Genomic DNA, 11,157 nt, shown 5'->3' with positions numbered 1-11,157 from the left:
ACCAGGGGCTTCACGCATGTCTGACGTCGGGTCATCACCCAGGCCACCCGCAAGCTGTCACGCACCGCAACCATCACGTTGCCGAGAAGACCTCATGGAGTTGCTGCGCAGACTGACCCCTTCGAACCAGAGGTCGCAGTAGTCCGCCATGCTGATCGGGGCGACCCCCCTCCCGCCCCGATGGTTCCGCACGTCGGACTCACGGTCGAGGCCAAAGGTGAACGCCTCATCCTCATCAGCAAACGGCACACCGTCCAGATTCTTGGACGCGGACCCGTACAGCTTCGTGGTCGTCGGCCTGCCGATCATTGAACACTCCCCATAGAGGCACCCCCAACCGGACGCGCTGACCGCCCTGGTCGGCCGGGCTCGAGCCCGGCCGTTGCTGGCTCTGGACGCCCCGGCCAGTACCAGCCACCTCGCCCGAAGCCTCGCCATGGCACCCGGCGCGGTAGGAGACCACCTCGCCGTCCTGCGAGGCGCGGGGCTGCTCGTCCGCGCCCGGTCCGGACGGTCGGTGCTCTACCGGCGCACCCCGCTCGGCGAGGCACTGGTCGCGGGTTCGGACTGAAGGCGCGCAGTCCACGGAGAGGGCCGGCCGATCCTGAGGTGGAGTGGGCCAAATCTTGCTCAAGGCCGGGCCTGCGCCCGCCACCCAGGCATGGGAGGCGTCTAGCTTGTTCGGACATGAGTGTCGATCCTGGCTGTGGGTCAGAGGTGCCTGTCGCGCGTCGCCGACTGGTGCGTGTGGGGTTGAGCGGGGCGATGGCGTTAGGGGTGGGGCTGGTATGCGGGGCGTCGGCAGCCCCGGGGGCGCGAGCCGGGGCGGCAGCCGTTGGCGGGTCGCAGCCGTGCGGGCCAGGGCATGCGTGGCGTGAGCTGGTGGCGGGGAACCGGCGGTGGCGAACGTTTCACGAGAGCCATCCGGACCGTGCCGGGAACGTGCGCCGGGAGCTGGTGGGTGGGCAGCACCCGTTTGCGGTGGTCCTGGGGTGCGTGGACTCGCGGGTGCCGCCGGAGTTGGTCTTCGACCAGGGGCTGGGTGATCTGCTGACCGTGCGGTCGGCGGGTGAGGTCCTGGACGAAGCGGTCTTGGGCAGCATCGCGTACGGGGTGCTGGAACTGGGCGTCCCGCTGATCGTCGTCCTGGGTCATCAGGGGTGCGGAGCGGTCGCCGCTGCAGTCCACGCCGAGGCTGGCGGCGAGCTCCCGGCACACATCCGCTACCTGGCAGAGCGGATCCGGCCGGCGATCGATCACGGGCTTGAGGGCGAGGCCCGGATCGACGCGGCGGTCACCGAGAACGTGCGCCGGGTCCGGGCGCGCCTTACCGCCGAGCCGGACCTCGCCGCTCGGGTCGCTGACGGTTGCCTGGCCATCGTCGGTGCACGCTACGAGCTGACCAGCCAGCTGGTGCGCAAGGTGCCCTGACCAGCCATGGTCGGTGAGCTTCCCGGCGGACCCGCACCCGCTAGACTTGCAGAGTTATGCAATTTATTAATCCTGGATATGGTGGACGGGGGCTGCGGTGTGGCCGGGTTCGAGGAAGCGGCGCTGGAACGGGTCCGTGTGGCGCGGGCTCGTCTCCATGCTGCGAACGAGGCTGACGACGCCTTCGAGGAGGCACAGGCCGCGGAGGAGCTGGAGGACGCGCTGCGCGTGGCCCATGATCACGGCGTGGCCACCGACGCCGGGGACAGCCGATGAACCTCGCCGTGCCTTCGGCGGGCCTGGGGTGTCGGTGATGGCCAGACACCCCCGCGGGCAGACGGCTGTCGAGACACGCAAGCACGTGCGGACGGTGCCGCTGGTGCCGGGTTCCGTGCGGGCCGCGCGCGAGCGCAGCGAACGCTCTCTGGTCCTCTTCGGGCTGGAGAGCTCCTCGGCGCTCTTCGGGGCCGTGCTCTTGGTGGTCAGCGAGCTGGTGACCAACGCCGTCCGGCACGCTCAGCACTCACCGGACGCAGAAGTCACCCTCCACATGACCGAGCACCTGCTTGTGGCCTCCGCCGGGGACCTGGACGCGCGCCCGATAACGCCGGCCGATGCCGGCCGGGCCGTCGGGCAGGGGCTGCGCACGGTGGCTGACCTGGCGCGGACGTTCGGTGGTGACGTCCGTATCGAGCCTTCTTCCGGTGGGTGCGGCAAGACGGTTGTCGTGCGCTTCATCCTTTCGGAAGGCACGCCGTGACCAGCAGCAGAGAGGCCGTCCAGTTGTACGAGATCACTCACCCCGGCACCGGCCCTGAGCCGGAGGTCCGCACGGTCGAGGTCGGCGAGGTCGCTGCCGTCATCGAGTACACAAGCGAGCACGGCATGCAGGTTCTCGTCCGCCCGCGCCGCGGCCCGGTCGGGGAGCCGAGCGCCGGGAAGGGAGACGCATCATGACGGACAACCCGCCAGAGAAGGACACGGCTGCGGAGCACGAGAAGTGGAAGGAGAAGGGCGTCGCGATGCGGGCCTTCTTCTACATCTTCGGCACGCATGTGTTCGCCGGGTTCATCTGGTTGCTGTTCTACCTGGGCCAGCACGCCCAGAAGTGAGACTGGGGCCGAGCTGAAATCCAGGCGCGCCTGGCAGTACGGGTTCGACATGCGAGAGAGCGGCCGTCTTCCGGTGTCAGAAGCGCGTTGAACCCGCACTGACGGAAGGCGGCCGCCACATGTGGGGTGCCGGCCCAGCAGGGCCGGCACCGTGGGGCACCATTCAGGTGTGGCGGCCGGCCTTGAGGTCGGCCAGGAGTTCGGCCTGGCCCTCCAGGACGCCGGAGAGGATGCCGCGGGCGACCCGCAGGAGCTCGGCGATCTGGGGATGGGTGAGGCTGTAGTGGACGTTCGAGCCTTCCCGGCGGGTGATCACCAGGTTGGCCTTGCGCAGGACGGCCAGCTGCTGGGAGAGGCTCGCGGCCTCGACCCCTACCTCGGGCAGCATCTCGGCGACCGCGTGCTCGCGTTCGGACAGGAGCTCCAGGACGCGGATGCGCACCGGGTGCCCCAGAGTTTTGAAGAACTCCGCCTTCAGCTGGTACAGCGGCGTGCTCACCTGGGTACCTCTGTCCTGACTGCCCATCTCATCCACCGGGAACCGTTCCTTCGTAGGGGCATCCGTTCACCCCTCTTGATACTTCGCGACCTCCACAATTGCAGAGCCGTGCAATTCATGGACCCGGCGGGGTGCTTCCGTGACATTCGACATGCCGCTCATGATGCAGGTGCCCTTCGCCGTTCTCGTGGAGGGTGGTGCTGGTCTCAGGTGAGGGCGGGTTCCTCGGGCGACTGCGAGGTGGGCCAGTCGTCGGTGGTCCACTGCTTGACCGTCCCGCGAGTTCCGTGAGCTGCCAGAGCGGCGGCGAGGTCGCAGTGGACGGGCACGGGCGGGCAGGTCGCATCGGGGACGAGCGAGCCGTCGGCGGGGATCGCGGCGAGCTCGAGTCGGCGTCCGCTCTCGCCGAGGCGGCGGGCGGCCTGGGCGACGGCGATCTGCCCGCCGGCCGACCAACCCAGCAGACCGGTCAGGTCCAGGATGACCGGGCCGGTGCCCCGGGCGAGCGCCCAGCCGATCGCGCCGGCGAATCGGTCGGTGGCGTCCACGCCGAGATACCCGGCCAGGGACAACACGCCCAGGTCCTGATGGGTGGTGTAGCGCCATTCAATCGTCATCGTCAGCTCCTCGACATCACAAGGGAAGGGTGATCCAGATGGCCTTGCCACGCCCGTCCGCATCCGCCCGCACGACAGCGGTGCCGCCGAGCTCCATCGTCAGCTGCACCACCATGGCCAGGCCGCTGCCCGGCGCGGTGCCGAGCACGCCGAACAGAGCGGGCTGGTGGGGGTGACGGTCGTGGACGGCGAACGCAAAGGCGCCGGGTCCGTGGGCGTAGGTCACGGTGATCATCGGTGAGGCCACCGCGGCGTGCCGGACGGCGTTGGTGACCAACTCGGCCATGATCAGCAGGGCCGGTCCCACGCTCGGATGGCGAAGGCCCACCCCGCATTCCACGAGGACCAGATCGGTGGTCTCGCGGGCGATGCGCACAGCAGAGCCCATGGCCGGCACGTCCAGCACGTGCCGGTAGGGCATCGCCTCGGCCTGAACACTCACTGGCCCGCCCCCGAGACCGTACGGGCCAGACGGAAGCCGGACACGGACTGCGGGTGCAGGCGCAGCAGGGTGTCGTGCGGACCGTGGGCCCAGCCGGGCAGGGTACGCCGGTAGTGGGCGGCTTCGTCGGGGTCGGCGATGACGTCCGCCGGCCCGTGAGCGCTGACCGTCCAGCCGGTGCCGGCCGGGCTGCGGATCTCGTCCACCTGGTAGGTCAGCAGCGCCCGGCCGGGAATCGTGGCGGCCTGTACGGGGGCTCGGACGACGAGGCGTCCGTAGTCCATCACGTGTGCGGCGGGCCGTACGACGGCCACCTCCCGCTGGACGTAGACGAGCCGGCCCTGGGCGGAGCCTTCGAGGAGCCACAGGGCCTCGGTGCCGGAGACCTCGATCATGCGGAGGTCGGCGGGGACGGTCATCGCGCGGCCTTCCGGATGCGGTGCGGTCGGTGATGCGGACGGGGCAGCAGTCCCGTCTGTTCCAGGTACTTACGGGCGCCGGCGATCGCCTCCGGGGTGGTGGCGTACTCGCGGCCCTCCAGGCGCAGCAGTTCCAGGGCGCCCACGGCGTCCAGGGCCTGGCGCTGGCCGGGCCGGATACCGGAGGTCATCACGGCGATGCCGCGCCGGTTCAGCTTCTCCACCGCGTCCTTCAGGACGAGGGCGCCGGTGGCGTCCAGGGTGGTCACCCGCGCCATGCGCAGGATCACCACCTTCACGTCGGCGACCTCGGAGAGTTCGAGGAGGAAGCGGTGGGCGCCGGCGAAGAAGAGCGGTCCGTCGATGCGGTAGGCCACGATGTGCTCGGCGAGCAGGGCGTGTTCCTCGTCGCTGTGCTCGCCAGGCAGGTCCGGGCGGAAGTCAACCTGCTCCATCCGGGCCTGGTTCGCCACCGCCTTCAAGGCGAGGGCTCCCGCGACGACGAGGCCGATGATCACCGCGTACACGAGGTCGAGAACCAGGGTGGACGCGGCGGTCAGGACGAGCACGACGGCATCCGAGCGGGTCGCCTTCGCCATCGCGCGCAGCGAGCCGACCTCCACCATGCGAATCGCCGTCGCCAACAGCACGCCCGCCAGCGCCGCGAGCGGGATCTTCGAGACGAGGGGGGCGGCGGCGAACACGATCGCCGCGAGTACCGCGGCGTGGGTGAGTGCGGCCAGCCGGGAGGAGGCGCCGGTACGGACGTTGACCGCGGTCCGGGCGATGGCAGCGGTGGCGGGCACGCCGCCGAACAGCGGGGCCGCGAGGTTGGCGACGCCCTGCCCGAACAGTTCCTTGTCCGGGTCGTGCCGCTGCCCCACCGTCATCCCGTCCGCCACCGTCGCGGACAGCAGGGACTCCAGCGCGGCGAGGGCCGCGACCGCGACCGCCGGCGCCAGCAGCGACCCGAATGTGGAAGCGTCGAGGAAGGCCAGGGACGGTGCGGGGAGCCCAGAGGGAAGGTCACCGATCGGGGGCGCCGCGTCCAGGTGGAAGAGCTGGGCAACCGCGGTGGCGGCAATGACCGCGACGATCGAGAACGGGACCGTCGGCTTCCACCGGGCGCCGGCCAGCATCATCGCCGCGACACCCACGGATAGGCCGATCGCCGTCCAGTTCGGGAAGGCCACGAACTCCACGAACGCCCGCCAGGCCACGATCAGGACCTTCTCGCCCTCCGGCTTCTCGATGCCGAGCGCGTTGGGTATCTGCTGCAGGCCGATCACGCACGCGATCCCCAGGGTGAAGCCCTCCACCACCGGTGCCGGCACGTACCGCATGTACTGCCCGGCCCGCAGCAGCGCGAGACCGACCAGCAGGACACCGGCCATCAGACCTACGGTGAGGACGCCGCCGGGGCCGTACTCCGCGACGATCGGCACCAGGACCACGGTCATCGCACCGGTCGGCCCGGACACCTGGAGGTTCGACCCGCCGAACAAGGCGGCGAGCGCACCCGCGACCACGGCGGTGGCCAGTCCCGCCTCCGCGCCCAGACCTGAGGAGACCCCGAACCCGAGCGCGAGGGGAAGGGCGACGATCGCCACGGTCAGGCCGGCCAGCAGGTCCCGGCGGGGGCTGCTGGCCATCACCGCGTAGTCCGCCCGGGCGGGCAGGACGGAGCGGACCCGGCCCAGCACGGCCGTCACCGCAGTGTTCACGCTCACGAGGCTGCAACCTCGGACTCGCGCAGTTCCTCCAGCAGAACGCTCTGCCCCGTCAGGACCTCGGTCAGGATCCGCCGCGCCGCCAGCATCAGCTGCGCCACGTCCCCGCCCGCCAGCTCGTAGACGACCGTCGCGCCGTCACGGGCCGAGGTGACGATCCCCGACCGGCGCAGGACCGCGAGCTGCTGGGACAGGGCGGAGGGCTCGACCTCGATCGCGGCCAGCAAGTCCCGCACCAGCATCGGCCCGTCCTGCAGCAGCTCCAGAACCCTTATCCGCACCGGGTGCGCGAGCATCCGGAAGAACTCGGCCTTGGCCTGATACAGCGGAACCGACACGGTCTCGCACCCTTCTCACCACCCCCGAACGGGGCAAACGCCTGGTGCTGTGCCCGCGGCTACCTACGGGCACAACATACGCAGCATCTATGAAATTGCAGACTTTTGCAATTCAACGATTCTGCGACCCACCGCCGGAGTGCTGGGCGGCACGGGGATCACCGGGCAGCTACGCGCGACGCCTCCACCTGGAATGTAGTGACTTGCAGACTTTTGCAATTTGTTATTGTGGCTACTCCATCGCGCGGGTGCCCGTCGGTCGGCCAACCGGTCCACCCCAGGGTGCCCCCGCTTCCCGACGTCCAGAAACCTGCGTGAATGAGCAACAACCTGCCTCCGTGTCCGAAGTGCTCCAGTGAGTACACCTACGAGATGAACGCTCTGATGGTCTGCCCGGAGTGCGGCCACGAATGGGTACCTGCCGAGAGCGCTGAAGGCGACGTCGGCGCCACCGGGGAGCGGGTGGTCAAGGACGCCGTCGGCAACGTGCTGTGCGACGGCGACAGCGTGACCGTCGTCAAAGCGCTGAAGGTCAAGGGCAGCCCCTCGGGCATCAAGGCGGGCACCAAGGTCCGCAACATCCGCTTGATCGACGGCGTCGACGGCCACGACATCGACTGCCGGATCGAGGGCTTCGGAGCCATGCAGCTCAAGTCGAGCGTGGTCAAGAAGGCCTGACCCGCGCATCGCGCATGCAGGAATGCCGTCTCGGCTGCCTGGAGCACAGAGCGCACTTCCCCGCCCCCTCGGTGGGCCTGGTGACGAGCACCCCCGTAGCCGGCATAGGAGCGGGTCACGCAGCGGGGGGGTGCCATGCAGGGTCTCGGTCTCGACCCGGACGCCGAGCGCTTCACGGAACTGGGCGGCGGCGCGTCCGACGCGGGTGTCGCCGGGGCCGTTCCATCCTGCGCATCGACCCCGGCCTCCACGCTCGACAACGGCAGGCAACCCCGACCAGCCAGCACCGGCCCCGTCCCCTGCTCCGGTCACGGCCACACCGGCCTTGGTGTCGGGCTCGGTTCAGCAGCCACCGGTGGAGACGGTCGCTGCGCCGATAGTCATGGCGGCGGGGGCGGCGCAGCAACTGCCACCGCTCTCCACGGCGGCCTCCGGCTCGTCGAAGAGACCCGCCCCGCCGCACACGCCCGTTTCGGGGAGGGTGAGTTCGACCCGTTCGGCGGCCTCGCGGTCCCCGGCAAGTGCGGCGGCGATAGAACGCACCTGCTCGTAGCCGGTCATGGCGAAGAACGCGGGGGCGCGGCCATAGGACTTCATGCCGACGAGACACCTCAGGCGCCTAAGTCGGGTAGCCAAATCACGTTGCCGTGACCCGGCTACCCGACTAAGGGCGTCCGCCAGTAGGTCATCGGATGCGGGGGCTTCGGGGGCGGGTGTCCCAGCGGTAGAGGGTCCAGGCGCGTCGGATCAGGCAGCGGACCGTGATGACGGTGGCGGCCAGGGCGAGGAAGAACTCGACGGCCGCTCTCCGGCGTTCGGTGCAGCGCCGGAGCTTGCCGAAGTTGTTCATCCAGGAGTTCGTGCGTTCGACGACCCACCGGCCGCCGGTCTGGATCGGGGTCTTCGCGCCGCGCGGAGCGATGCGGGCGTCGATTCTCCGGTCGACGAGGTCGTCGTGGATGATCCGGTAGTCGTAGCCGGCGTCGAGGGCGAGGCGTGGATGCTCCGGCAGCGGTCCGAGGGCCTGTTCGAGGGCGGTGAAGCGGTCGAGGGTGGCGGGCAGCAGCGTGTGGTCGCGGGTGTTGGCCGGTGCCGGATCGGTGACCAGGGGTATGCCGGTGGCGTCGGTCAGTTGCGAGCGTTTCAGTCCGGGTTTGGCCCGGTCGACCGGGCTCCTGCCGGCGCGTTCACCGCCGGAGGGCGCCTTGGTGATGCAGCCGTCGGCGTTCAGGCGATCGAGTTCGAGGCCGATCATGCGGTCATAGGCGGCGAGCGCGAGCAGACGCGGGCTCTCCATCACTCCGGCAGCGATCCACTCGTCACGGCGGCGGCGCAAGGTCGTGGCCGAGCAGTGCTCGTCGGCGGCTCGTTCGTAGCCGCAGCCGAAGACCAGGACCTGTACCAGCCGGTCGAAGACCACGGCGTCACTGATCCGCGGATTGTGACAGCCCAGCGGGTGCCGGTCCTCGCGAACGGGCAACAGGGCGAGGAATTGGTCGCGGATCGGGTCGAGAATGCATGATGGGACGGCAGGCACGGATCCCCCGGTGATCATGAAGCGTAGAGAACTTCCCAATGCCGTTGTCAAGCCGGTGTCGTGACCGGTGGTGTGGCTTGGTAGCACGCTCCGTCTCGGATCATGGCCCACAGGACGTTGGCCCTGCGGCGGGCGAGGGCCAGCAGCGCCTGCTTGTGACCCTTGCCCTCGGCTCGCTTCCGCTCGTAGAACCGCTTCGAGGCGGGACAGTTCCGCAGGCTGGCGAAGGCGGAGAGGTAGAAGGCGCGGAGCAGGCCGCGGTGGTAGCGGCGTGGGCGGTGGAGGTTGCCGCTGACGCGGCCGGAGTCGCGGGGCACGGGTGCGAGGCCGGCGTAGCCGGCCAGGCGGTCGGCGGTGCCGAAGGTGTCCATGTCGCCACCGGTCGCGGCGAGGAACTCCGCGCTCAGCATGGCGCCCATGCCGGGCAGGCTCTGGATCACCTCGGCGTGCGGGTGCTCGCGAAACCGGGCCTCGATGAGAGCTTCGAGCTCGGCGATCTCCTCATCGAGGGCCATCACCCCCTTCGCGAGTCGGGCGACCATGGTGGCCGCGAGTTTCTCGCCGGGCAGGGCGGCGAACTGCGCCTCGGCCGCTCCCACGACGGTCCGGGCCAGGGCCGCGCTGCTGCGGACCTTGCGGTTTTTCAGCCACGTCGCGATGCGCGAGGCGCCGGCGCGGCGGATCGCGGCTGGGGTCTGGTAGCCGGTCAGCAGCAGGACCGGGCCCTTCTTCGTCAGGTCCAACGAGCGTTCCAACGCTGGGAAAATCTCCAGGAGTTGGGCACGCAGTCGGTTGATCTGCCGAGTTCGGTCGCAGACCAGGTCAGTGCGGCGGGTAACCAGGGTGCGCAGGTCGACCGTTATCTCGTCGCCGGGCCGCAGCACGCCAAGGTCGGTGCGCATGCGGGCCTGGTCGGCGATGACGAAGGCGTCCTTCGCATCGGTCTTGGCCTGGCTCCGGTAGCCGGCCGAGGCGCGGTGGACGGCCAGGCCGGTGATGTATGTGACGTGCTGGTCGTGGCTGACCAGCAGGCCGAGCAGCAGCGCAGCCCCGCCGTGGTTGATGTCCACCGCCCACAACACGTTCTGCGACAGCTCCAGCACGTCGGCCACGAGCTTGAGCAGCTCTGTCTCGTCGTTCAGCACCCGACGGGACAGCAGCCGCTTGCCCTGAGCGTCAATCACCACGCAGTGGTGATGTTCCTTGCCGATGTCCACTCCGGCCCAGATCTCGGGCACGGCCACCTCCGCCAACTCGTCGTACATGAACCCAGCAGACGACCTCGCCGACGTTGTCCTACAGAGCGATCGCGTCGCGTCTCCCAATTAGCGGTCGAGTCGTCGCGGGGATCCGGGTGGCCAAGTTCTCTGAGCCATCCAGCGGCGACTCCATGACAGCCATACCCGGAACCCCTGGGCCCGCCGATCTTACGAATGACCAGCTCAGACCCACATCAAGAAGGTAGGACTCCATGATCGGGTGAACCGTGCCTGCCCTGCTGCCAGCGCCTACTGGCGGACGCCCTAAGCGGAATCATGCACCTTCCCCGACTCCCTGATGTCGTCCCCACCTGAGCAACCCTGCTGGAATCCGCCTCGGCCGCAGGGGACTTCAAGGGTGAGTTCGGCGTTTCCACTGGTGGGAGCATGTGCGCGAGCTATCTCCGGACCAAGTGACTGGAGCGGAGGGGAGGGGACCTCGTCCTGTTCGGCAGAACGTCCAAAAACGTTTCATCCAACGTGACGTATTCACCCTCCTTGACGCACTGCGCAAGCACGGAGTCGGCCGAAGTCATGCCCACACCAAGACCGGAGAACCACCACACCGAGGGTGTCCGTCAAAGCTGAACAAGCTCAGTGAGGTTTTCTCAACGGTGATCACTTCCAGATTCCGTTGAGGACGAGGGCGGCGCGGGCGATGTCTCCGATCCGGCTCGGGCTGAGCGTGACGTGCTGCAGGGCCCGCCATCGCTGCTTGAGCTCGGCGGCGGTCCGCTCGCCCAGGGCCCGCAGGTGCCGCAGCAGGGTGTTGAACACGCGGGTGTCGGCGTGAAGTGCCTGTTCTGACTTGCCCTTTGGGCGCCGGACCGGGATGAGGATGCCGATCCCCGCTCCGATGTAGCCCTTGTCCGCCAGGGTCGGCAGGCCGTCAGCCGCCGCCTTGTACAGGGCTGGCAGGGCGTGGATTCGGGCGGCGGTGATGTCGGGCGTGGAGCCGGGCTCGACGTCGGAGACCCACAGCGGGGTACCGTCCGGGCCGGACAGGAACTGGATGTTGCCGCCGAACGCCTTGTGTTTCTGGCTGAACCACCAGTCGTTGCCGTTGTCGCGGACGCCGGCGAGGCGGTCCGATTC

15 protein-coding genes and 2 pseudogenes are annotated in these 11,157 nt (G+C 69.3%); 7 read left to right on the top strand and 10 right to left on the bottom strand.

Translation table 11 applies throughout. The features are described from left to right. Nucleotides 1-331: 331 nt before the first annotated feature. From ACFW2Y_RS31000 to ACFW2Y_RS30975, 6 genes and pseudogenes are all read left to right on the top strand, one after another. Nucleotides 332-571, top strand: a pseudogene (locus ACFW2Y_RS31000) (ArsR/SmtB family transcription factor); the annotation flags it as partial. 116 nt (nt 572-687) lie between these two features. Next, the gene (locus tag ACFW2Y_RS30995) at nt 688-1,431 is read left to right on the top strand and encodes a carbonic anhydrase (RefSeq protein WP_384885731.1); all 744 of its coding nucleotides are present in this window, start codon (nt 688-690) and stop codon (nt 1,429-1,431) included. Between the two features lie 99 nt (nt 1,432-1,530). Then, nucleotides 1,531-1,707 carry a hypothetical protein gene (locus ACFW2Y_RS30990; RefSeq protein ID WP_384885729.1) on the top strand — a complete coding sequence of 59 codons (177 nt, stop codon included), beginning with the start codon at nt 1,531-1,533 and terminating at the stop codon, nt 1,705-1,707. Nucleotides 1,708-1,810: 103 nt separating this feature from the next. Continuing rightward, nucleotides 1,811-2,191 (top strand): ATP-binding protein, encoded by a 381-nt coding sequence (locus ACFW2Y_RS30985; protein WP_384885727.1) that lies wholly within the window; start codon nt 1,811-1,813, stop codon nt 2,189-2,191. Further along, complete coding sequence (locus tag ACFW2Y_RS30980; RefSeq protein ID WP_384885725.1) at nt 2,188-2,388, top strand: hypothetical protein; 201 nt, start codon at nt 2,188-2,190, stop codon at nt 2,386-2,388. Before ACFW2Y_RS30985 ends, ACFW2Y_RS30980 begins: the two co-directional genes overlap by 4 nt. Beyond that, nucleotides 2,385-2,543, top strand: a complete 159-nt coding sequence (locus ACFW2Y_RS30975) for a DUF6126 family protein (RefSeq protein ID WP_384885724.1) — start codon at nt 2,385-2,387, stop codon at nt 2,541-2,543. The genes ACFW2Y_RS30980 and ACFW2Y_RS30975 overlap by 4 nt, the downstream gene beginning before the upstream one ends. 163 nt (nt 2,544-2,706) lie before the next feature. On the opposite strand, the gene ACFW2Y_RS30970 is transcribed toward ACFW2Y_RS30975, so the two are convergent. The 6 genes from ACFW2Y_RS30970 to ACFW2Y_RS30945 all read right to left on the bottom strand — a co-directional run bounded on the left by ACFW2Y_RS30970 (nt 2,707) and on the right by ACFW2Y_RS30945 (nt 6,588). Continuing rightward, on the bottom strand, nt 2,707-3,042 hold the full coding sequence (locus ACFW2Y_RS30970) for an ArsR/SmtB family transcription factor (protein WP_384885722.1): 336 nt from the start codon (nt 3,040-3,042) through the stop codon (nt 2,707-2,709). 206 nt (nt 3,043-3,248) lie between these two features. Further along, nucleotides 3,249-3,659: an STAS domain-containing protein gene (locus tag ACFW2Y_RS30965; protein ID WP_384885720.1), complete on the bottom strand. Its 411-nt coding sequence runs from the start codon at nt 3,657-3,659 to the stop codon at nt 3,249-3,251. A 16-nt stretch (nt 3,660-3,675) separates the two neighbouring features. Further along, entirely contained in the window at nt 3,676-4,101 is a 426-nt protein-coding gene (locus ACFW2Y_RS30960; protein ID WP_384885718.1) for an ATP-binding protein, read from the bottom strand. After that, nucleotides 4,098-4,520 (bottom strand): pyridoxamine 5'-phosphate oxidase family protein, encoded by a 423-nt coding sequence (locus tag ACFW2Y_RS30955; protein ID WP_384885716.1) that lies wholly within the window; start codon nt 4,518-4,520, stop codon nt 4,098-4,100. The genes ACFW2Y_RS30960 and ACFW2Y_RS30955 overlap by 4 nt, the downstream gene beginning before the upstream one ends. Further along, complete coding sequence (locus tag ACFW2Y_RS30950) at nt 4,517-6,172, bottom strand: SulP family inorganic anion transporter (RefSeq protein WP_384885736.1); 1,656 nt, start codon at nt 6,170-6,172, stop codon at nt 4,517-4,519. The genes ACFW2Y_RS30955 and ACFW2Y_RS30950 overlap by 4 nt, the downstream gene beginning before the upstream one ends. A 74-nt stretch (nt 6,173-6,246) precedes the next feature. Further along, the gene (locus ACFW2Y_RS30945) at nt 6,247-6,588 is read right to left on the bottom strand and encodes an ArsR/SmtB family transcription factor (protein WP_384885714.1); all 342 of its coding nucleotides are present in this window, start codon (nt 6,586-6,588) and stop codon (nt 6,247-6,249) included. Nucleotides 6,589-6,906: 318 nt separating this feature from the next. On the opposite strand from ACFW2Y_RS30945, the gene ACFW2Y_RS30940 reads away from it, so the two are divergent. Further along, nucleotides 6,907-7,266 (top strand): zinc ribbon domain-containing protein YjdM, encoded by a 360-nt coding sequence (locus ACFW2Y_RS30940; RefSeq protein WP_384885712.1) that lies wholly within the window; start codon nt 6,907-6,909, stop codon nt 7,264-7,266. Nucleotides 7,267-7,608: 342 nt separating this feature from the next. On the opposite strand, the pseudogene ACFW2Y_RS30935 reads toward ACFW2Y_RS30940, so the two are convergent. From ACFW2Y_RS30935 to ACFW2Y_RS30920, 4 genes and pseudogenes are all read right to left on the bottom strand, one after another. Further along, nucleotides 7,609-7,872: pseudogene (locus ACFW2Y_RS30935) on the bottom strand (flavoprotein); the annotation flags it as partial. Nucleotides 7,873-7,951: 79 nt separating this feature from the next. Next, nucleotides 7,952-8,803, bottom strand: coding sequence for an IS5 family transposase (locus ACFW2Y_RS30930; RefSeq protein ID WP_384885735.1), 852 nt, complete (start codon nt 8,801-8,803; stop codon nt 7,952-7,954). Between the two features lie 47 nt (nt 8,804-8,850). After that, a complete protein-coding gene (locus ACFW2Y_RS30925) occupies nt 8,851-10,047 on the bottom strand; it encodes an IS110 family transposase (protein ID WP_384885733.1) in 1,197 nt (398 codons plus the stop codon). 633 nt (nt 10,048-10,680) lie between these two features. Further along, nucleotides 10,681-11,157, bottom strand: a 477-nt coding sequence (locus ACFW2Y_RS30920; protein ID WP_384885710.1) for a transposase family protein, incomplete at its 5' end; no start/stop codon positions are given.

Source organism: Streptomyces sp. NPDC058877 (genome assembly GCF_042742855.1).
Classification (GTDB): domain Bacteria; phylum Actinomycetota; class Actinomycetes; order Streptomycetales; family Streptomycetaceae; genus Streptomyces.
The sequence above is the reverse complement of the archived record's forward strand: the minus strand, read 5'-3'. Positions and strand labels throughout refer to the sequence as shown.

Excerpts from the sequence above, each read along its gene's own strand:
- ACFW2Y_RS30965 (WP_384885720.1), bottom strand. The coding sequence starts at position 3,659 with ATGACGATTGAATGGCGCTACACCACCCATCAGGACCTGGGCGTGTTG.
- ACFW2Y_RS30940 (WP_384885712.1), top strand. The coding sequence starts at position 6,907 with ATGAGCAACAACCTGCCTCCGTGTCCGAAGTGCTCCAGTGAGTACACC.
- ACFW2Y_RS30955 (WP_384885716.1), bottom strand. The coding sequence starts at position 4,520 with ATGACCGTCCCCGCCGACCTCCGCATGATCGAGGTCTCCGGCACCGAG.
- ACFW2Y_RS30950 (WP_384885736.1), bottom strand. The coding sequence starts at position 6,172 with ATGGCCAGCAGCCCCCGCCGGGACCTGCTGGCCGGCCTGACCGTGGCG.
- ACFW2Y_RS30995 (WP_384885731.1), top strand. The coding sequence starts at position 688 with ATGAGTGTCGATCCTGGCTGTGGGTCAGAGGTGCCTGTCGCGCGTCGC.
- ACFW2Y_RS30975 (WP_384885724.1), top strand. The coding sequence starts at position 2,385 with ATGACGGACAACCCGCCAGAGAAGGACACGGCTGCGGAGCACGAGAAG.